This window comes from Variovorax sp. GW458-11-26-14-LB1, assembly GCF_059423965.1.
Map to the genome: position 1 here is coordinate 61333 of NZ_JBWKYW010000003.1, position 20744 is coordinate 82076.

Sequence of the window (20744 nt, forward strand, 5' to 3'; positions counted from 1 at the left end):
GCGGGGCGCCGCTCCTATCATCGGCCGCTCATGCACCTGCATCACTCTCCCCCTTCGTCGACCTGCCGCTGACGTTCGCGCGCGCCTCGCGCCGCGCCCGTCAGGCCCGCAAGTGGTCGCTGCCGTCCGCCTTCTTCCGCTGAATGAAGAAGAGCTGGGCGGCGGCCGGATGGTCATGCCCGCCCCCGGCAATGCGTCGACGCGACGCCGAGGCGACGGGCCTCACGGAGAGTTTCAACATGAATGCAAGAACAACGGCCGCCCTGGCCTGGGGCGGCGTGCTGCTGGCCGGCGTGCTCTGGGGCGGCGGCGCCCTGGTGGCGCAATTCCTGATCGACGGCGGCATCGCGCCACACAGCCTGTCGCTGGCGCGCTTCGCGCTGGGCATGCCGCTGCTGTGGTGGCTGCACTGGCAGGCGACGCGGCGTTCATCGGTCGCCGATGCCGGCTGGCGCCATCTGACGCGGCGCGAGCAGGGCCACGTCGTCGGCACCGGCGCCGCGATGGCGCTGAACGTGAGCTGCTGGTTCGCCGGCATCGCGCACCTGGGCGCCGCGTTGCCGACGGTGATCTCGATCTGCTGCGCGCCGCTGATCGTGGCCTGCGTGTCGGTGCTGCGCGGCTACGAGCCCTTCGGCGCGCGCCTGCTCGGCGGCCTCGTGCTGGCGCTGGCGGGCGTGCTGCTGCTGGTGATGCCGGCCGCTGGCTGGGGCGCCTTGCCGGCGGGCTACGGTGTCGGGCTCGCGTGGTCCTTCGGCTCGGCCGTCTGCTATGCGCTGGTGGTGCTGGGCAACGCGCGCATGCCGGCGCGGGTGCCGGCCGTCACCGCGTCCGCCTGGGGCATGAGCGCCGCGGCGCTGTGCATGCTCGGCGTCGCCGTGGCGAACGGCATCACCTGGCCCGAGGGCACGGCGCAATGGACGGGCGCGGCCTACACCGGCGTGGCCACCACCTCGGTCGCCTACCTGGCCTTCGCCTGGGGCGCGCGTCGGCTGTCGCCGACGGCGGCGGTGGTCGGCACGCTGGTCGAGCCGCTGGTGGCGGCATGGCTGGCGGCGCTGTGGCTGGCCCAGCCGATGGCGCCGCGCCAATGGCTGGGGGCGGCGCTGCTGGCAGGGGCGATGCTGCTGCTGGTGCGGCGGAACCGGGGTATCGTGTAGCCCCATGATGAGCCGTTCGCCCCCCTTGCCGGTTTCGTGGAAACGCATCCTGGCGATGGCCGCCTGCTGCGGCGTGTCGCTGCTGGCGCAGGCGGCGGCCCCCGAGGCCTCCGCGCCCGCGGGTGCCCAGGCCCTGCGCGCCGAGCACCAGAAGCTCAGCGACAAGCTCGACCAGAGCCGCTTCGGGCGCCCCGTGCAGCTCGACTCCACCGAGACGCCCGGCGGCCTCGAGGGCGACATCTACGCTGTGGTCGAGCACCCGCTGTCGAAGGTCAGCGCGGCACTCAAGGGCTCGGACCACTGGTGCGAACTGCTCACGCTGCACATCAACAACCGGCGCTGCCGCATCAGCACCTCGCCGCAAGGCAAGGAGACGCTCACGCTGTTCGTGGTGCGCCGCTACGACAAGCCGGTCGACCAGGCCTTCGAGCTGCCTTTTGCCTACCGCGTGGCCAGCGCCACGCCCGAGCACCTGCAGGTTGAGATGTCGGCCGACACCGGCCCGTTCGGCACCAGCAACTACCGCGTGCGGCTCGAAGCGGTGGCGCTCGACGAGCGCAAGACCTTCCTGCACTTCAGCTACGGCTACAACCACAACACGATGGTGCGGCTTGCCACGCAGGCCTACCTCGCCACCTTCGGCAGTTCCAAGGTGGGCTTCACCGTGGTGGGCAAGGGCGCCGACGGGCAGCCCGAGTACATCCGCGGCCTGCGCGGGCTGGTGGAGCGCAATGCGATGCGCTACTTCCTCACGCTCGACGCCTACCTGGCCACCGGCGCCAACGACCCGGCCGAGCGCCGGCAGCGCTACTGGTTCGCGGCGGCCGAGCGCTACCCGCGCCAGCTGCACGAGGTCGACCTCGACACCTACCTCGCGGTCAAGCGCGAAGACCGGCAGCGCGACGGCAGCGGTCGCTGAGAAGGCGCCGACCACCGCAACCTTTCGGTTGCAATTTCACGGGCTTGTCATCTGCCTCGGCATTAATCGCCGGGGCTTGCGCCTTTGCGCGGGCGCATCACAAGGACAACAAGCAATGCGCAAGACAACAAGAGGATCGAGGATGGGATGGCTGGCGCTCGTGGGCGCTGGCGCGGTGCTGACCGCCTGCGGCGGCGGCAACGGCGGCGGGGGCGGCTGGTCGTTCCCGGTGGGCGGCGGCACGACCAATCCGCCCGCTGCACAGTCGAAGACGGGCACCTTCCTGGATGCCGCAGTCGAAGGCCTCGACTACGTGGCCGGCAGCGCCCCCAAGGCCGCCACCAACGCCAAGGGCGAATTCATCTGCAAGGATGGCGAGACCGTCACCTTCAGCGCCGGCGCGCTGGCCCTGGGCAGCGCCGCATGCGGCGACGCGATCACGCCGCTCACCCTGGCCGGCGGCAGCGACGTGAAGGCCGATGCTGTGGTCAACCGCCTGCTCGCGCTGCAGAGCTTCGACGAGGACCGCGATCCCGCCAACGGCATCCGCCTGACGCCCGCGCTCAAGGCTGCGCTGACGGCCGGCGCGCTCGATTTCAACGCCGCGCCCGACGTCTTCCACACTGCGCTCAACGCAGTGCTGGCCGCGTTGCCCGCTCCCTACAATGCCCGCATGGTCGACTCGAACCGCCGCATGCTGGCCCGCGAACACTTCGAGGACACGCTGGCCTCGCGCCTGGGTGCACCGGTCACCGAAGCATCGAAGCAGACGAACCAGCTCGGCGCCATCGGCATCGCCGTCACGCGTTACCAGCTGCAGGCCGACACCCGCTTCCACGTGCCCTACGAGGGCGACAGCGCGGACATCAAGGCCGACTTTCCGCAGGGCTTCCTGCCGGCCTACGGCTCGGGCCTGGCGTTCAAGGGCAAGGCCGACGACGGCGCGCTCGAGTTCTACGCCATCACCGACCGCGGCCCGAACGGCGACGGTCCGACCGCGCCCGTGCCCGGCGGCGGCGACGGTGTCACCAGCATCAGCAAGGTGTTCCCGGCGCCATCGTTCGCGCCGAGCTTCGGCATCGTGCGCGTGGGCAAGACCGGCGCGGTGCTCAGCACCAGCGTGCCGCTCAAGCGCGAAGCGAACACGAAGATCACCGGCCTGCCGCCGCGCTCGGGCGTGGGCTCGACCGGCGAGACCCCGTTGACCGACCAGTACAAGTTCGACGAAGCCAAGGCCGGCTACGACGCCAACGGCCTCGACCCCGAGACGCTGGTGCTCGACAAGGCGCGCAACGTGCTGTGGACCAGCGACGAGTACGGCCCGTTCATCGCGCGCCTGAACATCGCCAGCGGCGTGATCGAGAAGAAGTACGCACCCGGCCCCGGCGCCACCGACCTGCCGGCCGTGCTGGCCCAGCGCCGCCCCAACCGCGGCATGGAAGGCCTGACGCTCGACGCGGCCAGCGGCGTGCTGCACGGCTTCCTGCAGAGCCCGATCGACCCGCGCGACGCCAACGGCAAGTCGATCAAGGCCAAGCCGCCGGGCGGCAGCAACACCGACGTGCGCCACATCGCCAAGTTCACGCGCTGGCTCGCGTTCGATCCGGCCACCGAGACCTCGAAGCTCTACGCCTACCCGATCGACGGCAGCCAGTACGACAAGGACCGCACCGGCAACGCCAAGCTCGGCGACATGGTGAGCCTGGGCAACGGCCGCTTCATCGTCATCGAGCAGGGGGCGCGCAAGGGCGACGGCAAGGTGTTCAACAAGCTGATGCTGGTGGAGCTGCCGGCCAATGCAACCGACATCAAGGCCCTCGACCACAGCCTGGAGATCAGCAGCATCACGCAGGCCGTGTCGAACGGTGCCGACTATTCGACCGTGGTGACGATGCGCAAGACCGAGCTGCTCGACCTCAACGTGCTGGGCTGGCTGGCCGAGAAGGCCGAGGGCCTGACCATCGTCGACGACCAGACCCTGGCGCTGGTGAACGACAACGACTTCGGCCTGGGCACCGTGCTGCTCGCCGCCGATGGCACCCGCCTGGCCGGCAGCGTGGAAGAGTGCACGGCCGCCGTCGACGGCCAGCTCCGCGGCTGCCCCGCGGGCGCAACCCGGGCGCGCATCACGCGCGGCTCCGACCTGGAGCGGCCGACGCGCATCTGGCTCATCAAGCTCGACCGCAAGCTGAGCGAACTGCGCCTGCCGGCGTCCTGAGCGCCGTCAGTCGGCCAGCGTGAGCAGCGGGACGTCGCGCTCACGGCCCATGGCCTCCAGCTCGGCGCGCGTGCGCGTCGCGAGCCAGGTGGCCAGTGCCGCGTGCGTGGCCGGCGCCATCATGTCCGGCGGCGCCACGCCGGCCACGTCGCACAGGCGCGCGGCGAAGTGCGGTTCCAGCGCCGCCACGGCCACGCGGCCGTCGGCACAGGGATAGACGCGGTAGCCCGCGTGCGCGCCGCCCACCGCACCTTCGGGCTTCGTCAGGCCCCAGGTGCGGGGCAGGGCGAGCCAGTCGGCCGAGGCGTTCAGCGCCACCTCGAGGTACACGCCGCCGCGCTGGCGCGTCTGCTGCAGCACGGCCTTCAGCACCGCCTCGCTCGCCAGCAGCGCGCCGCCCATGTCGGCATACAGCGTGGGCGGCAGCGCCGTGCCGGTGACGAGGCCGCTCTCGGCGAGGTAGGTCAGGTCGTGGCCCGGCTCCTCGGCGCGTTCGCCCGGGGCGCCGACGATGGCGACCTGCGACAGCGCCGGATGCCGCGCCTGCAGCGAGGCCCAGTCGAGCTTCAGCTTCTGCAGCGCCGACGGGCGGAACGAGGTCAGCAGCACGTCGGTGCGGGCCAGCTCGGCGTGCAGCTGCGCCTGGCCGGCCTCTGTCTTCAGGTCGACCGTGCGGACCTCCACGCCCTCGTGCAGCGCCGTGTACGCGGGCCGGTTGTACAGCCCCATCGGATCGCCGCCGGGCGGCTCCAGCTTGAGGCAGGCCGCGCCCATCGTGCGGCAGCGCAGCAGCGCGGCGGGGCCCGGCAGGTTGAGCGCCAGGCTCAGCACGCGCACGCCGTCGAGCGGCAGGAAGGAGGCATCGGAGGAACGGGGCATGGGTCGTGTGTCCGGAAGGTCCAGGGGTGAAAGGGAAGGGGGGCGCGGCCATTTTCACCCGCCGGCAGAGCCAGATTCCGCAAGCCATGGCGCCCTGGCAGTCGTAGCATGCGGCCGATGGCAGCACGCGCTCCTGCCGCTGCCGCAACGCCAAGGAGACCCCTCATGTTCGAAGCATCCCTGATGCGCGGCCAGCGCATCCTCGTCACCGGCGGCGGCACCGGCCTCGGCCGTGCCATGGCCGAGCGATTCCTGAGCCTGGGCGCTGACGTCGCCATCTGCGGCCGGCGCCAGGCGGTCTGCGAAGAAACCGCCGCCGCCTGGCGCCAGCAGTTTCCCGATCGGCGCATCGATGCCTTCGGCGTCGACATCCGCATCGCGCAACAGGTCGACGAGATGGTCGAGAGCCTGTTCCAGAGCGGCGGGCTCACCGGCCTCGTCAACAACGCGGCGGGCAACTTCGTCTCGCCGACCGAGAACCTCTCGCCGCGCGCCTTCGACGCCGTGGCCAACATCGTGTTCCACGGCAGCTTCTACGTGACGCAGGCGGTGGGCAAGCGCTGGGTGGCGCAGGCCAAGTCGGGCGCGTGGAAGCCGGGCGATGCCTTTCGCAGCGTGATGAGCATCATCGTCACCTGGGTCGACAACGGCAGCCCGTACGTCGTGCCTTCGGCCATGAGCAAGGCGGGCATCGAGGTCATGACCAAGTCGCTCGCGGTGGAGTGGGCGCGCCACGGCATCCGCCTGAACGCCGTGGGCCCGGGCGAGATCCCGACCGAAGGCATGAGCAAGCGCCTGAACCCCGGCGAGGAACCCGGCGCGCGCAGCATCAAGACCAACCCGATGGCGCGCGTGGGCCGCATGAGTGAGCTGCAGAACCTCGCGTCCTTCCTGATGGCGCCGGGCCAGTGCGACTGGCTCACGGGCCAGAGCATCATGATGGACGGTGGCAATGCGCTGGCCACCGGCGGCAACTTCTACGAGCTGCGCGAGTGGAGCGACGCCGACTGGCTGGCCGCGCGCGAACGCATCGAGGCGCAGAACCAGAAGGACAAGGCGCAGCGCTGAAAGTTACTTGCGCGGCGCCTTTGCCGCACCCACGGTGACCAGCTTGCGCACGGGGCTCGACAGCACGAGCGAGGTGGTCACCGAACCGTCGACCGCGAGCGCATCCACCACGCGCTCCAGGTCGGTCGGCTCGGCGATGGCGCAGCGCACGAAGAAGCAGTCGGCGCCGGTCACGCGGTCCACCGCGAGCACTTCGGGCATGGCCTCGAAGAGCGCGAGGTAGCGCGCAATGGCCGCGTGCGTGGTGTCGATGCGGATGATGGCCTCCAGTCCCACGCCCAGCGCGCGCAGGTTCACGCGCGCGCCGTAGCCCTCGATCACGCCCGCATGCTCGAGCTTGCGCACGCGCTCGCTCATCGCCGGCTGCGACAGGCCGATGCGCTTGCCGATCGCGGCCAGGCTCTGGCGCGCGTCGGTCTGCAGGGCTTCGAGGATGAGGCGGTCTTTCTTGTCGAGGGTCATGGCGTGCGGCGAAAGAAGAGGGGACCGATGATCGATCGGTAAGGTGCGCCGATTTTCGATGGGTTGCCCTTCTGCGCGCGCGGCGCCGGCACTATGGTGGCGGTCATCTTTTTCCAGGAGACCCCATGCAACTCGTCGGCATGCTCGACTCGCCCTTCGTTCGCCGCGCCGCGATCTCGCTGCGCCTGCTCGGCCTCGGTTTCGAGCACCGCTCGATCTCGGTCTTCAGCACCTTCGAGCAGTTCCGCGCGATCAACCCGGTGGTGAAGGCCCCGACGCTGGTGTGCGACGACGGCACGGTGCTGATGGATTCGACGCTCATCATCGACCATGCGCAAGCGGCCGCCGGCCGCAGTCTGTTTCCTGCCGGTCCGGCCGATCGGTTGCGCGACCTGCGCCTCACGGGGCTCGCGCTCGCGGCCTGCGAGAAGACGGTGCAGATCGTCTACGAGCGCAACCTGCGGCCCAGCGAGAAGCAGCACCAGCCGTGGGTCGATCGCGTGCAGGGCCAGCTGAATACGGCCTATGCCGAGGTGGAGCGCGAACTGGCGGCTGCGCCGCTGGCGGCACCCGCAGAAAAAACGATCACGCAGGGCGGCATTTCGGCGGCGGTGGCCTGGACCTTCACGCAGTTCATCCTGCCCGACGCGGTGCGCCCGTCGGACTTTCCGCTGCTCGCCGCCTACACGGCGCAGGCAGAGCAACTGCCCGTGTTCGTCGGCGCGCCGCTGGTCTGAGCGACCGCGCTCAGGCCGCGATGTCCGCCCCGCGCTCGGCGAGCAGGCCGCGCAGCAGCGAGCGGTGGCAGCGCGACTCGTCCTCGCAGTAGCAGCCGACCGCCAGCGCAGCGGTGTGCGAGAGCGCCGCGAGCAGGTCGAGGCTGCGGCTGGCGTCGGTCTCGGCCATCTCGGCCTTGTACTTGCGCATGAAGGCGTTCCATTGCGCCGGGGTCTCGGCTTCCTGCCCCAGCTTCATCGTCTCGGCCGACGGCGCGAGGTTGGGGTACCACACGTCGTACCAGTTCTGCGAGGCGAACTCGGTCTTCGGCACGCCACGCGGCGGGCGGCGCACGGTGCCGATGCGCAGGCCCTCGCCGGGTGCGCGCGGGGTGCCGAGGCGGACGATGCGGATGCTCATGACGGGGATCTCCTGGGGCTGTTGTTGTGATGTGTTCGACTGTCAGGTGCCGACGATACCGCCGTCGCGCCGGCGGATCGCCAGCGTGGCCGAGCGCGGGCGCGCGCTGCCGGGCACCGCGGCGTCGGGCCAGGCGCTGTTGTGCTTCGCGTCGCCGTCGTCGCGCGACTCGCCCGGGTGCTGGATGTTGACGAACAGCGTGCGCCGGTCGGGCGTGACCACGCAGCCCGTGATCTCGCAGCCGTTGGGCCCCGTGAGGAAGCGCTGGATGCGGCCCGTGGCCGGGTCGGCGCACAGCATCTGGTTGTTGCCGAGCGCGGCATAGGGCGGCTTGCCCATGGACTGTCCGCTCATGTCGGTCTGGATCCACAGCAGCCCGCCGCTGTCGAAGTGCAGCCCGTCGGGGCAGCCGAACGCGTCGGCGTGGTCGCCGGGGTAGCGGGTGCCGGCGCCGGGCTGCGCGGGGTCGCCTGCGAGTGCGTAGTGGTCCCAGGCGAAGGTGGTGCTGGCCGCGTCGCCGCCGTCCTCGCGCCAGCGCAGGATGCCGCCGAAGAAGTTGGGCGCGCGCGGGTTGGCGGCATCGGCGCCGGGCTTGCCGAGGTCGCCGCGCTGCGAGTTGTTGGTGAGCGTGACGTACACCTCGCCGCTGTGCGGATGCACGGCGATCCATTCAGGGCGGTCCATCTTCGTGCCGCCGACGATGTCACCCGCCAGCCGCGCGTGGATCAGCACTTCGGCTTGGTTGGCGAAGCCGCTGGCGGCGTCGATGCCGTGGCGCCCGTGCACGAGTTCAAGCCAGCGCCCGCGCCCATCGGCGTCGAAGCGCGCGACATGCAGCGTGCCCTCGTCGAGCAGGTGCCGGTTGGCGGCGCGCGCGGCGGCATCGGTGCCGGGGCGCACGGGGTCGCGGCTCACGAACTTGTAGATGTATTCGAAGCGCGCGTCGTCGCCCATGTAGACCACCACGCGGCCGTCCTTGGTGACGGTGCAGGTCGCGCTTTCCTGGCGCTTGCGGCCGAGCGCGGTGCGCTTGACGGGCACCGACTCGGGGTCGAAGGGATCGATCTCGACCACCCAGCCGAAGCGGTGCGGCTCGTTCGGGTGGCGGCTCAGGTCGAAGCGTTCGTCGAAGCGCCAGTACTCCACCCACTGCGCGCCCGGCACCGTGCCGTAGCGGCGCTGCGCGGGTGTCGCATTCTTGGCTGCCTCCTTCGGGCCGCCGAAGTAGCCATGAAAGTTCTCCTCGCAGGTCAGGTAGGTGCCCCAGGGCGTGACGCCCATGGCGCAGTTGGCGAAGGTGCCGAAGACGGTGGTGCCCGCCGGGTCGGCGGCGGTGCGCATCAATGGCGTGCCCGCGGCGGGGCCGGCGATGCGCATCGGCGTGCGGCCGTGCACGCGGCGCGCGTAGGTCGAGGGCAGCACCTGGCGCCAGCCCTCTTGCGTGCGGCGGACTTCGATCACCGACACGCCCATCGCATGCAGCGACTTGCGGACCTTGTCGGCGTTCCAGGCCTTCACGCCGTCGGTGTGCAGCAGCTGCTCGTCGGTGTATTCGTGGTTCATCACCAGCAGGCCGCGTTCGCCGCGCGCATCGAGCGCGAAGAAGTGCATGCCGTCGTGGTGCATGCCCGCCTGCAGGGCCTGCTCGTCGGCGCTGTTGCCGGCGTCGGGCGCGAAGGCCGGCATGCGGCCCGCAACGCCCGTGGGCGCGCCCCAGGGGTAGAGCATCTGCCACTCGTATTCCGGCGGCACCACCACCGCATCGCGTTGCGAAATGGGCACGCTGGTGAAGAAGCCCGACGGGTTCGTCACCCCCGTGGAAGGCGGCAACTGCGAGCGCGCGCAGCCCTGGCCGAACAGCGCGACGACGGCGGCGGTGGCGCCCGATTGCAGGAGAAAGTGACGGCGGTCCAGAGGCATGGCGAGGCGGCGGAGGTGTTGGGTCGGCGACAGTGCGCATCATCGCCCAGCGGCCCGGTCGCGCGATACTGAGCCGATACCCGGACACCGACAGGAGACATGCAATGAGCGACCGTATCGAATGGACCCGCCACGCCGACGGCGTGGTGGAACTGCAGCTGGCGCGCGCCGACAAGATGAACGCGCTCGACCCCGCGATGTTCGACGCGCTGGTCCAGGCGGGCGAGACGCTGCGGGGCGACAAGAGCGTGCGCGCCGTGGTCATCGCGGGCCGCGGCAAGGCCTTCTGCGCGGGGCTGGACATGGCGTCGTTCGAACGCATGGGGCAGGGCGCCGCCAGCGACGTGCTGGGCGCCGCGGCCGGCGGCACCGACCTGGTCGCGCGCACGCACGGCCTCTCGAATGCCGCGCAGCAGGTGGCGATGGTGTGGCGCGAAGTGCCGGTGCCGGTCATCGCGGCCGTGCACGGCGTGGCCTTCGGCGGCGGGCTGCAGGTGGCGCTGGGCGCCGACATCCGGCTCGTGGCGGCCGACACCAAGCTGTCGGTGATGGAGATCAAGTGGGGCCTCGTGCCCGACATGGCGGGCATGGTGCTGATGCGCGAACTGGCGCGCACCGACGTCGTGCGCGAACTCACCTTCACCGGCCGCATCTTCTCGGGCGAGGAGGCCGTGCGCCTGGGCCTGGCCACGCGCGTGGCCGCCGACCCGCTGGCCGAGGCGCTGCAGATGGCGCACGAGATCGCCGCCAAGAGCCCCGACGCGATCCGCGCCGGCAAGCGGCTGCTGAACGCGTCGCTCGCGCACAGCGCCGCCGAGCTGCTGATCGCCGAGTCGGTCGAGCAGCAGGCGCTGATCGGCAGCCCCAACCAGCTCGAGGCCGTGAAGGCCAACATCGAGCGGCGGGCGCCGCAGTTCAGCGCGCCGGCCTGAGCTTTTTTCTTCTCGTTTTTTCCTGCGTTCCTCGCGGTGCGGACACCGCGAGGCGCAGCTGTTTGCGCGCCCGTTTCGGCCGGCCGAGGTGGCGGTCGCAACATTTCGTATGCCAAAAATCGTACACAAAGCGCGCCATCCGTGTCTTTGTGTAAGAATTAAGTAGTTGTTTTCCCGAGTAATTCGGCGGAATTGACCGCACTTTGTGTGCAGAAGGTCACGTCTTGCCGTATGCCCTCGGTCGGGAAAATGACTATCGGAGTCACACTCGAAAACAATTAATCAACTTTTGCTTTGGCTAGCGACGGCGTTCCGCATGTCGACGAATACGTTTTTTTGCAATCTCAGCGTGCCCATCCTCGTGGGCGAGGACCGCTACAAGTACGTCCCGATCGTGGGGGTGTTTCGCAGCATCCCCATCGAGCAGGTCGACGAGTGGGTGATGCACCCTGACGGCCGTCCGCGCAGCGATCGCGAACTCGCCGCCGAAGTGCTGGTCGAAATCCGCAAGCCGCTCGGCACCAGCGGCCACACGGCGCCGAACGCCTTCGACGTCGCCGACATCCTGCAGCTCGATCGCGCGGCTGCCATCGTGGTGTCGACCTTTCTCGCGGCGCTGCCGCGGGTCTGAACACCGCCTCGCGGCTTCTTCCTTCTTTCTTTCCGTCTCAGCTCGCGATGGCGCCGACCGCCCAGTAGAAGGTCGGCCGCGCACCGTTGAGCAGGTGGTCGCCCACCACGCGTCCCTTGTAGATCGTCGGGTTGTGCGACGCCAGCGTGCGCGCATTGCGCCAGTGTCGGTCGAGCCGCCGGTCTTCCTGCAGCGCAGAGGCGCCGCCGATGTCGAACAGCCGCGTGCCCGCCTGCAGCACCGCATCGACGATGCCGGCCTGCGCCTTGGCGGTGTTCAGCTCCACCTCGAACAGCAGCTGCTCGGGCACGGCCTCGCCGCGCTGCAGGTGGCGGTCGACCTCGCCCAGGCCGCGTGCTACCGCCTGCACCGTCGACGCCGCCACGAAGGCCGTGCTCGCGAGCTGGCCGATCACCTGCTGCACCAGCGGGTCTTCGCGCGGCGTGGCGCCGCTGCCGTGGCTGTAGACGCGCTTGCGCGGCTGCACGAAGGCCACGGCATCGCGCACGATGGCGCGTGCGATGCCCGCCAGCGTCGCCAGGTGCGTGAGCTGGAAATGCGCGGTGAGCGGCGTGGGCTGGTCGCGCACGTACAGCAGCACGTGCTCGGGCTTCACGCGCACCTGGCGAAAGCGCGTCGTGCCCGAGGCACTCAGGCGCTGGCCGAAGCCGCGCCAGTCGTCGACACGCTCGACACCCGCGGCCTCCGCCGGCACGAGCGCGATCACGCGGTCGCTGCTGCCGTCGTCGTTCAGGCGCTGGGCCGCGACCGAGATCCAGTCGGCGTAGAGCGTGCCGGTGCTGTAGAACTTGTCGCCGTCCAGGCGCCATGTGTCGGCGCTCTGCGCGTCGCGCGTGAGCGTGGTCTGCAGCGCGCCGAGCGCGCCTTCGCCGAGCTCGGTGGTGGCGTTGCCGAAGATCACGCCGTCGGCCGCCAGGCGCATCCACGGGCCGTGCAGCACGGGGTCGATCTCGGCGAACAGGCGCTCGATGAAGCCGAAGTGCGCGCGAAGGATCTGCGGCAGGTTGGAGTCGGCCTCGCCGAGTTCGATCAGCAGGTCGTACAGCTGCTCGACCGATGCGCCCAGGCCGCCGTGCGCGAGCGGCACGCGCAGTGCGCCGAAGCGGGCGGCCTTGAGCCAGGCCACCGGCGCGTAGGCCAGTTCGCGGTCGTTCTCGCGCTGTGCCGCGTGTTCGGCGATGCGTGCGAAGACGGGGCGGAAGCGCTCGGCGAGTTGCTGAGACGAAGGTGCGAGGGTGGAAGAGCGGGCGGGAGCCGTGGGCGCGGCGGGGCGCGTCGGCGTGTCGTGGATGGATGCCATGGAGAGCCGGGCGGCCCCGAGGGCGCGCCGGAAAAGAGCGATACAGGCGTGCGACTGTGCCCGTGCCAGGCCGTCGCTGGGAAATACGCTTTTCGTGTTTTCTTATGCGCGGCGGGTGAGCTGCGCCCTCGCGTCAGAACTCGCCCTTCAGCCCCACGCGCACGCCCACCGATCCGCTCGAGCCGCTGACCCCGGCGGAGAGCGCCAGCGGCATGTCCGTCGCGAGGCGGTGCACGACGCTGGCACCCATCGCGGAGTGGCCCTTGTAGTTCGCCAGCTGCGCGGCCCAACTGGTCTTGCCCGGTGCGGACGGCATCGGCGCATCGCCCATCGCCATCGCCGCGGCCACGCCCTTGGCCGCGAAGCTGCGCGCCTCGGACACCGCGGCCGCCGTCAGCTGCTGCGCCTGCTGCAGATTGACCGCGTCGGTGGGCAGCACGCCGGGCGCCACGTTGGCGATGCTGCGCGTCTGGCCGGTGGCGGCATTGCCCACCGACACCGAGTTGTCGCGCGTGGCCACCGAGCCCTGGCCGAGGGCGACCGAGTTCGATCCCGCGGCCAGCGTGTTGGCGCCCAGTGCCACCGCGTTGTTGCCCGTGGCGATGGCGTCGTTGCCGACGGCGGTCGTCGGATCGGCCAGCGCCTTCGCGCCCGCGCCGATCGCCACCGAGCCTGCGTAGCGCGCCTGCGCCCCGTTGCCGATCGCCGTGGTGTTGTCGCCCTGGGCCGTGGCGTTGGTGCCCAGCGCCGTGGCGCCCGTGCCCGTGGCCTGCGTGCCGGTGCCGCAGGTCACGTTGCCGCCGCTGAAGCTGCACAGGCCGTTGGACAGCGCCTGGTTCATGACGCCCTGCAAGGCGGCGATCTGCTGCATCGTGAAGGTGTTGGCCGTGGTCAGCGCGCCTTGCTGCACCTGCTGCAGCTGGCCGACGTTGGCAGCGTCGGTGGCGGCGACGCCCGCGCGCACGTTGCTCAGCGTGGTGCCGGCGCCGCCGTTGGCGTTCAGCGCGACCTGGGCACCGCCCGCGCCGTACTGCACGGAGTTGTTCGCCACGCCCAGTGCGGTGTTGGCCGTGCCTTGCGCAGCGACGGCGGTGGCCTTGGCATCCGTGGCGCTGGCTTGCGCACCTTGCGCCGCGCCGAGGGCCGTGTTGGCGGTGCCCTGGGCCGTGTTGGCGGTGCCCTGGGCCGTGTTGGCGGTGCCCTGGGCCGTGGCTGCGGCTGTGGTCGCGGTGTTGGCCGTGCCCTGGGCGGCCACCGCCGCGGCCTGCGCGGTTTGCGCGGCGCCCAGAGCGGTGTTGGCGGTACCTTGCGCCGCGCTCGCGGCGTCCCTCGCGAGGACGGCCGTGCCATTGGCCGCGGAGGCCGCGGCCTGTGCGGTGTCCGCGGCCTGCCGCACGGTGTACAGCTGGCCGCCGTTGACGGCATCGGTGCTGGTGGCGTTCACCGCGCCGGCGCTGACGTTGACCAAGGCACGCGTCTGTCCCGTGCTGCCGAAAGACACGGTGTTGGCCGATGTGGCGACCGAGTTCGCGCCGATGGCCACGCCGCCGTTCGCACCGTTCGCGACCCGGCTGCCGGAGCCGATCGCCACGCTGCCCGTGGCCTGCGCCGCCGCACCCGAGGCGGTGTCGCTCGCGCCGCCGATGGCGGTGCTGCCGTTGCCGGAGGCCTGGGCGCCCTGTTGGGTGCCCAAGGCGCTGCCGATGGCGACGGCGGCGTCGCCCGATGCCCGTGCGCCGCCGCCGCCCGGTTGGCCGCCAAAGCCGCAGCAACCGTTACCGCCGGTGCCTCCCGCGCCGAGCGCGATCGCCCCGCTGGCCGATGCCTGGGCGCCACGTCCTCCGGTGCCGCCTGTGCCGCCTGCGCTGCCCTCTCCACCGGTGCCTCCGCCTCCGATGGCCGTCGTGCCGCTTGCGGTGGTGCTGGCGCCGGACCCTCCCGTGCCGCCGGCTCCGCCGGACGTTCCCACACCGCCATCGCCGCCCGCACCCAGCGCTGTGGCACCGTCGCCAGAGGCCGAGGCGGCACTTCCGCCGACACCGCCGGATGCACCCGAATCCCACGCGCCCGCATTGCCCACGTTGCCGTGGACCAGGCCGGCCGCATGGACACTGCCGGCAACCAGCAAGGCCACGGCGGCCAAGTGCCGAAGGGCGCGGACGCGCGGCGGTTGTCCATGGACACCGTGGATGTGGACGTGGATCGGCATGGACTCTTCCCCTGTGAAAGCAAACAAGACAAACGCGTCGAAGTGTGTCTTTTTGCCCTCGAGGGAGCCATCACCGAAAACTGGTACGAGCCCTCGCCGGGGTGCTAGATCGCCTTGACCTCGAAGTAGGCTTCGTCGGTGTCGCCCAGGTCGCGAAAGCCCGCCGTGCGCGCAGCGTCGTAGGCCTTGACCCAGCGCGCGGCCAGCGCGATCTCGCGCTTGGTGAGGTCGGTGTCGCTCGACTCGCTGGCGTTCTGGAAGGCGCGCATCGCCGGCAGCACGTCGGCGCCCAGCTGCTTTTCGAGTTCGCGCCGGAAGCGTTGCTCCGCGACCCTGACCGCGTCGGCCGACGAATGGGGGTAGTCGATCAGCTTGGCGGAAAAGGCGTCGCGCGGCTCGTCCTCGGTGTCTTCGAGCGCGGCCGCAGCGGCGGCGGGCTCGTGGAAGTTGAAGAGGGGCGAGGGCGGCGCTGCCGGCCGGGGGAAGAAGAGTTCAGCTTGGGTCATGGTTCACCCACGCGTTGGACTGGGATGCGTTCTTCGGCATGTGGATTCCTTGAGAATACTGTTTAAATGTACAGTATTGAATCCAGAATTCAAATGACAGACGGCGCGCATCTGGCGCGTGGATCCCTCTGCTTTAATGGCGCCTTGCCGGGGGAGGGCCCAGGCTGTGTCACAGAGGAAGGCGACGTGCAGATGGATTGGATGACCGTCCTGGGGACCGTCGGAGTGATCGTCCTTCAAGGGCTGTCGTTCTGGTTTCTCTACTGGCTCTGGAAGAAGCTTCGCACGCCCAAGGCGCCCCGGGCGGGCGCTGCGCCCCTCGCGATCAAGGGCGGCGCGGTGCCCGTCGTGGCCACCTTCACTGGCCTGCGCGGACTGCCGTGGGTGGCGCTGGCGACCAACAGCCTGAACCCTGTCTTGCGCATCGAAAGCGAGCAACTCGTGTACCGCGTGCTGCGCCAGCGCGAGCGGCCTTTCGCGGACATCCGCCAGGTCGACGTGCGCGAGGCCTATGGCACCTTCAACCTGATCTTCGAGTTCCACGACGCGCGGCGGACCTTCGTGGCCAATTTGGGCACTGCGGCGCGCGGGGCGCAGGCGCTGGCGCTGCTGCCCGAGCGCGTGCCGCTCTCCGCCCGTGCGCGAGAGGCGTTGCGTCCAGCGGGCGCCAAGGCCGGCGTGTGACGGGGGCGCGCGGTGCATCGGCGCGGCCGGCGTCGATGACCTGTGCACTGCGAGGCATCGCTACTACCATCGCGTCCATGCGCCTCACCTTCCTCGCCAGCCTTCTCCTGATCGCCAGCGGCATGGCCCATGCCCAGCAGGTCTATCGATGCGGCAACCAGTACAGCGGTGAGCCGTGTGGCGGCAGCGGTGGCCGCGTGGTCGACGTGTCGCCGCCGGTGCGCAATCTCGAGGCCGCAGGTGCGTCCCAGGTGTTTCTCTGCGTCAGCAACAGCGGAGGGCGTTTCTGGTCGCCGAATCACTGCCGCGAGCGGGGCGCGCTGGTCGAGCGCATCGAGCCGGTCCCGGCAGGATTGCCGTGGGAGCAGCAGGTGGAGATGGCCGACCGGCAAACCCGGCAGGGCTATGCGGTCCAGCAACAGGCCGCGCAACAACGCGGTGCGACGTCACCGGGCGTGACGGGCACCAGTGGCGACACGTCGCGCTGTGCGCACTTCAACGAGCGGGTGGCCCACTACGACCGTTTGGCGCGGCAACCGCAGAGTGGCGCGACGCAATCCTGGATTGCGGAGCAACGCAAGGAGGCCCGGGATCAGCAGTTCAGGGCAAGGTGCTGAGGCCCGCGAAAAGCGGCTGCGCGTGAGGCCGTGAGGCCTGCGCTCGCAGGCGTCAACGGCCGGGGCCGAAATGATTCTGCGCAACGCACCGACGCCCCCCGGATTGCACGGCATTGCAGGCGTTCTCGGCGGCAGCGTATTGCTGCTGGCGCGTCTGGCGTTCCGCGGCGATCTGGGCGGGTGTCACGCCGGGCTCGGTGGGGCAGTTGGCGGCGATCATGTCCAGCACGGTCTTCGTCATGAACATCACCGTTTCCTGGCTGGCGGTGATCGAGGCATTGGGTGCGACCTTCGTCGCGATGACCGACTGCTTCATGGCTTCGCAGGTCTGGCTGGAAAGGCGCGTCCCGGCAGGGCGGCTGGCCGCGTTGGCCGTGCCCGCGGACGACGAGCCTCCACCCGCGGCCGTGCTGCCACCCGACTCACCCGTCATCTGCCGCGCCGTCGTGGCCGCCAGCGGATGGTCGGGGAAGCGGCTCATCAAGGTGCGCTGCACTTCGCGCGCGCGGGCGCGGTCGCCCTGGGCGTTCAGCTCGTCGGCGCGGGCGAACAGCTGGCCTGGGTTCATCGTCTGCAGGCTGGTTCGGAATTGCTGTTCGGCCTGGGCCGCCTGCTCGCGTTTGCGCTGCTGTTCGGCTTCGGCCGCGAGCCGGTTCTTTTCTGCTTCGGCGCGTGCGGCGGCCTCGCGGTCGCGCGGCAGGTTGACGTCGATCCGGTTGCCTTCGGTGTCGATGCGCGCGCCTACCGACAGCACGCCCTTGTCGTAGCGGCCTTCCTCGGATAGCGACCCGTCGGCGCGGTACTCGTGGCCCTGGGCGGACTTGCCGTCCACGCGCAGGCCCTCGAAGCGGGAGCCGTCGGCGCGCGTGAAGGTGCCCTGCACGGCGCCTGTGTCGGTCCAGCGGCCGACCAGGGTGGCGCCGTTCTTGAAGCCGTACGCGCCCGCGCCGACACGCTTGCCGTTCACATACTCGCCCACGAACCGGTCGCCGGTGGGGTGCAGGACGTCGAATGCCCCCTGCCTCTCGCCTTGCCGGTACTGGCCGCGCTGGATCTCGCCGCTGGAGAAGATCGTCGTGCCGGTGCCTTCTTCCTGGCCGTCCCGGGTCTGGCCGTAGTAGACCCAGGTGGTGCCGTTCTTGCCATTGCCGCTCAGGGTATCGCCGGTGCCCGCATCGCGCACGCGGTTGCCGATGTCCTGTGCACGGGGCTGGACGTCGGGCCGGGCGCCCAGCGCACGCTCGTTGCTGCGCTCCTCGCTGTTCAGCTCTGCCGTGAAGATGGCATCGGGTGTGACTTCCTTGCGATAGCCGAACAGCAGCGTGCGCGTGCCTTCGCCAATGGCAGCCTGCAGCCGCTCCAGGTAGCTCTTGGCGCGTGCGCAGGTCTTTTGCACGTTCAGCACGAAGCGGCAGCCGACATGCGCGGCGCAGAGATCGGCCTGGGTGACTGTGGCCTCGTCCTTGAGCTCGGTGCAGTTGGCGATCTCGGGATTGACTTGAGCCCGAGCGTCCGCAGGAACAGCCAGTACACAGGCCGAGAGGACGAGCACCGACAGGAAGTGGGTGGGGATCTGGATCGCGTGCAAGGGGCCATGCCGACCTCGGCGGTTGGAGGTGGCGTTAGGTTCTTGCGCGGTGGTCTTTATCGTCATGGCGTCATCCCCTCGATGTGAGACCAGTCGAATCTAGTCGCTCGATTTGCAAGCGAAATACCTCTTTTGTGGGAGTCCACGGAAACCAGTGGGCTGGGACTGCGCTGGCCAAGAAAAAGCCCGCACGACGGCGGGCAAGGGTGGTCCTGAGGAGAGAAAAATTGGGCCACTGAACTCAGCCTGGTGGCCGATCTTCTCGATCAGCGCACCGAGGCATATTGGCTATTGCATGTTCCCCCGGTTGTATTGGTCAAGCCCACGCTGAAAAGCCGTTTTCCCGTTGTACGCCTGGTCATTCTCCCGAAAATATTGGGCAGCAGTCTGAAAGTCCTTGGCGCATTGCTTGTAATGGTTGGCCGCCATCGGTCGGCGATTCTTCTCAGCCTCATGAGCGGCAGTTTCACATTTTCTTTTGTTGTCCATGGATGTCGTCCAATTGCTGGCGAGTGCATGAGAGGAGACGAATGCCAGCAAGATAGCGAGAGAAAATCGAATCATATGAACTCCTATAAAACCCCGTTGAATCAATCATGAATTGCAAAAATGGCTCACCTCAGGGTTCGCGCCGGATCCGATTTGAGCGCTCCCTGGCTTCTTGAACGGACCCCGCTCCCCGGGTGTTGAATCGAACAAGGCACGTGGCGTGCGCGTCTTGGGCGCGCTTGAGCCTGGTGGCTGCGCAGTAATCTCTGTCGTCCTGTGTTCGCTCGCGCTGGCATTGCGCGCGCGTTGTCATGACGGCGCTGTCGAAGTCCCCGCATGCGCGCTGCGCTTCATTGGCGCTCGCAAGGGCGGCGTACAGAAAAAGACCGAATGCCAATAGCGGGCTCTTGTAATTCATCGACGTCTCCTCGTGGTGGAAGACCCGAATCTATCCATGCCATTTTGCAAACCAAATACCGCATTTGTGGGAGTCAACGGATACCGGTAGCACGGCAGCGATCACGTCTCGGAGGATGACTGGGCAGTCTTGGGAGAGATCGGAGGAGGGGTGTACCGCGAGGGAGCGAGCAGGCGACGGGCGGGTTGAACCTACTGCCGCATCCGTGGGCAGCAAGCGCGTCGACTTGGCGGTAGCTCGCGCATGCGTGCTCTGTGCGTCGTCCTTCCGGCGGAGCAACGGCGCAAAAGTTGGAGAAACCCGTTGCGGTTGGAGACGCAAATGGCCTGCCCGGAGGGGATCGAACCCCCGACAACCTGCTTAGAAGGCAGGTGCTCTATCCAACTGAGCTACGGGCAGATTCCGGTCGAGAAGCGAGGGCCGGAGCCTTCGGTCCTCGGGCCGCCGGCGAGGCGGCAACAGACCCGAAAAATCAACGGTCTGGACGCTTCTGCCTCTGACCGGGGAAGCGCGGATTCTACCTACATCCCTCCATGCACGACGCCTTCGGCGGCGGTCGTTGAGAGGGCGAAAGGGCGGGGTCGGCGCGGGACGACACCCTGGCGGTCTCGGCGGCCTGCTTCGACACGAGCTGCTTCTTGCCGCAGGTGCTGCACCGGTAGAACCTGAGGGCCGGCAGCATCCTCATCCAGGTTCGCCGCTCGATGCGGCGAAGGCCGGCCAGGCCGCAGGAACATCGGAGAAACAGATTCAGCAGCATCACAGAAGAGTTCAAACCGGGAAGGTGTCGACACTCTTTCCCCGACGCTGCTTCGCGGTTTGCGCAACCGTGAAGCACCCGCGTTCGATTCTGTGGGGGCGCAGGGCATGCAGCGAAAGGGCTGCACGCGCAACAGATTGCTAAGGACGGCGTTTCGACCGTCCGATGCCTCTGTGGATCGCTGGGGCCGAAGGGGCGTCAGACGTTTTCCGAGCGGTACTTCCAGACCGCGTCGTTCACCGCGCGTTCGGACGCCAGTTGCTTCTTTCCGCAGGCGCTGCATTGGTAGAAGCGCAGGCTCGAAAAGAGTCGCATCCATGGCCGGCGCTCGATGCGTGCGAGATGCCTGAGGCCGCAAGAACAGCGGGAAAAGTAATTCAGCATCGGAAAAGGGTCCAGGGGTGAGGGTTCTGTTGCGACGTCCATCCCTGACTCAGCTCTTCGGCTTTGTAAACGCGATTCCGCATACTTTGTAAACACGATCACGATTGGCTTGATTCTGCGTGAGCGCCGAGGGCCTCGCGGGTAGTTCCTTAAGAAAAAGGTTGTCTTGACGGTGTAACAACAAGGCAGCGGCGTTGCCTGATGTACGGAAAGCCGTGGGTCGTGCTACGAAACGTCTAAAGGGGCGTGAGATTCGCGGCGATCGCGACCGGCCCGGAAAAGAAAAAAGCCTGCAACGACTTTCATCGTTGCAGGCTTTCACTTTTCTTTTGGTCGGGGCGAAAGGATTCGAACCTTCGACCCTCTGGTCCCAAACCAGATGCGCTACCAGGCTGCGCTACACCCCGCCAAGCCTTCCATTCTAGCCCGAATAAGAGGCCGC

The 20744-nt window shown here is 69.1% G+C and carries 20 protein-coding genes and 2 tRNA genes; 10 read left to right on the forward strand and 12 right to left on the reverse strand.

Annotation, left to right across the window (positions count from 1 at the left end; translation table 11 throughout):
• Window positions 1-239 precede the first annotated feature (239 nt).
• The 3 genes from AC07YS_RS03100 to AC07YS_RS03110 all read left to right on the forward strand — a co-directional run bounded on the left by AC07YS_RS03100 (window position 240) and on the right by AC07YS_RS03110 (window position 4297).
• A complete protein-coding gene (locus AC07YS_RS03100) occupies window positions 240-1160 on the forward strand; it encodes a DMT family transporter (protein WP_495273689.1) in 921 nt (306 codons plus the stop codon).
• Between the two features lie 7 nt (window positions 1161-1167).
• Entirely contained in the window at window positions 1168-2079 is a 912-nt protein-coding gene (locus tag AC07YS_RS03105) for a hypothetical protein (protein WP_495267458.1), read from the forward strand.
• Window positions 2080-2221: 142 nt separating this feature from the next.
• Window positions 2222-4297: an esterase-like activity of phytase family protein gene (locus AC07YS_RS03110; RefSeq protein ID WP_495267459.1), complete on the forward strand. Its 2076-nt coding sequence runs from the start codon at window positions 2222-2224 to the stop codon at window positions 4295-4297.
• Window positions 4298-4303: 6 nt separating this feature from the next.
• Here AC07YS_RS03110 and AC07YS_RS03115 read toward each other — a convergent pair whose 3' ends face one another.
• Window positions 4304-5176 (reverse strand): CoA transferase, encoded by an 873-nt coding sequence (locus AC07YS_RS03115; RefSeq protein WP_495267460.1) that lies wholly within the window; start codon window positions 5174-5176, stop codon window positions 4304-4306.
• A 165-nt stretch (window positions 5177-5341) separates the two neighbouring features.
• Here AC07YS_RS03115 and AC07YS_RS03120 point away from each other — a divergent pair, with 165 nt between their 5' ends.
• Window positions 5342-6244, forward strand: a complete 903-nt coding sequence (locus AC07YS_RS03120; protein WP_062481608.1) for an SDR family oxidoreductase — start codon at window positions 5342-5344, stop codon at window positions 6242-6244.
• 3 nt (window positions 6245-6247) lie between these two features.
• Here the strand turns inward: AC07YS_RS03120 and AC07YS_RS03125 are convergent, their stop codons facing one another.
• Complete coding sequence (locus tag AC07YS_RS03125) at window positions 6248-6706, reverse strand: Lrp/AsnC family transcriptional regulator (protein ID WP_095745626.1); 459 nt, start codon at window positions 6704-6706, stop codon at window positions 6248-6250.
• Window positions 6707-6831: 125 nt separating this feature from the next.
• On the opposite strand from AC07YS_RS03125, the gene AC07YS_RS03130 reads away from it, so the two are divergent.
• Entirely contained in the window at window positions 6832-7443 is a 612-nt protein-coding gene (locus tag AC07YS_RS03130) for a glutathione S-transferase (RefSeq protein WP_495267461.1), read from the forward strand.
• A 10-nt stretch (window positions 7444-7453) separates the two neighbouring features.
• On the opposite strand, the gene AC07YS_RS03135 is transcribed toward AC07YS_RS03130, so the two are convergent.
• A complete protein-coding gene (locus AC07YS_RS03135) occupies window positions 7454-7843 on the reverse strand; it encodes a DUF488 domain-containing protein (RefSeq protein ID WP_495267462.1) in 390 nt (129 codons plus the stop codon).
• 42 nt (window positions 7844-7885) lie between these two features.
• Window positions 7886-9763, reverse strand: coding sequence for a PhoX family protein (locus AC07YS_RS03140; protein ID WP_495267463.1), 1878 nt, complete (start codon window positions 9761-9763; stop codon window positions 7886-7888).
• 104 nt (window positions 9764-9867) lie between these two features.
• Here AC07YS_RS03140 and AC07YS_RS03145 point away from each other — a divergent pair, with 104 nt between their 5' ends.
• Window positions 9868-10695, forward strand: a complete 828-nt coding sequence (locus AC07YS_RS03145; RefSeq protein ID WP_495267464.1) for a crotonase/enoyl-CoA hydratase family protein — start codon at window positions 9868-9870, stop codon at window positions 10693-10695.
• Between the two features lie 316 nt (window positions 10696-11011).
• Complete coding sequence (locus AC07YS_RS03150) at window positions 11012-11326, forward strand: hypothetical protein (RefSeq protein ID WP_070060970.1); 315 nt, start codon at window positions 11012-11014, stop codon at window positions 11324-11326.
• 37 nt (window positions 11327-11363) lie between these two features.
• Here AC07YS_RS03150 and AC07YS_RS03155 read toward each other — a convergent pair whose 3' ends face one another.
• The 3 genes from AC07YS_RS03155 to AC07YS_RS03165 form a co-directional block, all read right to left on the reverse strand.
• The gene (locus AC07YS_RS03155) at window positions 11364-12647 is read right to left on the reverse strand and encodes an acyl-CoA dehydrogenase family protein (protein ID WP_495267465.1); all 1284 of its coding nucleotides are present in this window, start codon (window positions 12645-12647) and stop codon (window positions 11364-11366) included.
• A 133-nt stretch (window positions 12648-12780) separates the two neighbouring features.
• Window positions 12781-14856 (reverse strand): YadA family autotransporter adhesin, encoded by a 2076-nt coding sequence (locus tag AC07YS_RS03160; protein ID WP_495267466.1) that lies wholly within the window; start codon window positions 14854-14856, stop codon window positions 12781-12783.
• 104 nt (window positions 14857-14960) lie between these two features.
• Window positions 14961-15362 carry a hypothetical protein gene (locus AC07YS_RS03165; protein WP_495267467.1) on the reverse strand — a complete coding sequence of 134 codons (402 nt, stop codon included), beginning with the start codon at window positions 15360-15362 and terminating at the stop codon, window positions 14961-14963.
• A 225-nt stretch (window positions 15363-15587) separates the two neighbouring features.
• Between AC07YS_RS03165 and AC07YS_RS03170 the strand changes: the two genes are divergently transcribed.
• Both AC07YS_RS03170 and AC07YS_RS03175 read left to right on the forward strand, forming a co-directional pair.
• The gene (locus AC07YS_RS03170) at window positions 15588-16046 is read left to right on the forward strand and encodes a hypothetical protein (protein ID WP_492741468.1); all 459 of its coding nucleotides are present in this window, start codon (window positions 15588-15590) and stop codon (window positions 16044-16046) included.
• A gap of 77 nt (window positions 16047-16123) precedes the next feature.
• Window positions 16124-16663 (forward strand): hypothetical protein, encoded by a 540-nt coding sequence (locus AC07YS_RS03175; protein WP_492734803.1) that lies wholly within the window; start codon window positions 16124-16126, stop codon window positions 16661-16663.
• A 52-nt stretch (window positions 16664-16715) separates the two neighbouring features.
• Here the strand turns inward: AC07YS_RS03175 and AC07YS_RS03180 are convergent, their stop codons facing one another.
• Complete coding sequence (locus tag AC07YS_RS03180) at window positions 16716-18317, reverse strand: MORN repeat-containing protein (protein WP_495267468.1); 1602 nt, start codon at window positions 18315-18317, stop codon at window positions 16716-16718.
• A gap of 183 nt (window positions 18318-18500) precedes the next feature.
• Here AC07YS_RS03180 and AC07YS_RS03185 point away from each other — a divergent pair, with 183 nt between their 5' ends.
• On the forward strand, window positions 18501-18851 hold the full coding sequence (locus AC07YS_RS03185; protein WP_495267469.1) for a hypothetical protein: 351 nt from the start codon (window positions 18501-18503) through the stop codon (window positions 18849-18851).
• Window positions 18852-18870: 19 nt separating this feature from the next.
• On the opposite strand, the gene AC07YS_RS03190 is transcribed toward AC07YS_RS03185, so the two are convergent.
• From AC07YS_RS03190 to AC07YS_RS03205, 4 genes are all read right to left on the reverse strand, one after another.
• Window positions 18871-19158, reverse strand: a complete 288-nt coding sequence (locus AC07YS_RS03190; RefSeq protein WP_492734800.1) for a hypothetical protein — start codon at window positions 19156-19158, stop codon at window positions 18871-18873.
• 322 nt (window positions 19159-19480) lie between these two features.
• Window positions 19481-19557 (reverse strand) — tRNA-Arg (locus AC07YS_RS03195).
• Between the two features lie 559 nt (window positions 19558-20116).
• Window positions 20117-20302, reverse strand: coding sequence for a hypothetical protein (locus AC07YS_RS03200; RefSeq protein ID WP_139140528.1), 186 nt, complete (start codon window positions 20300-20302; stop codon window positions 20117-20119).
• Window positions 20303-20632: 330 nt separating this feature from the next.
• Window positions 20633-20709, reverse strand: a tRNA-Pro gene (locus AC07YS_RS03205).
• Window positions 20710-20744: the final 35 nt, after the last annotated feature.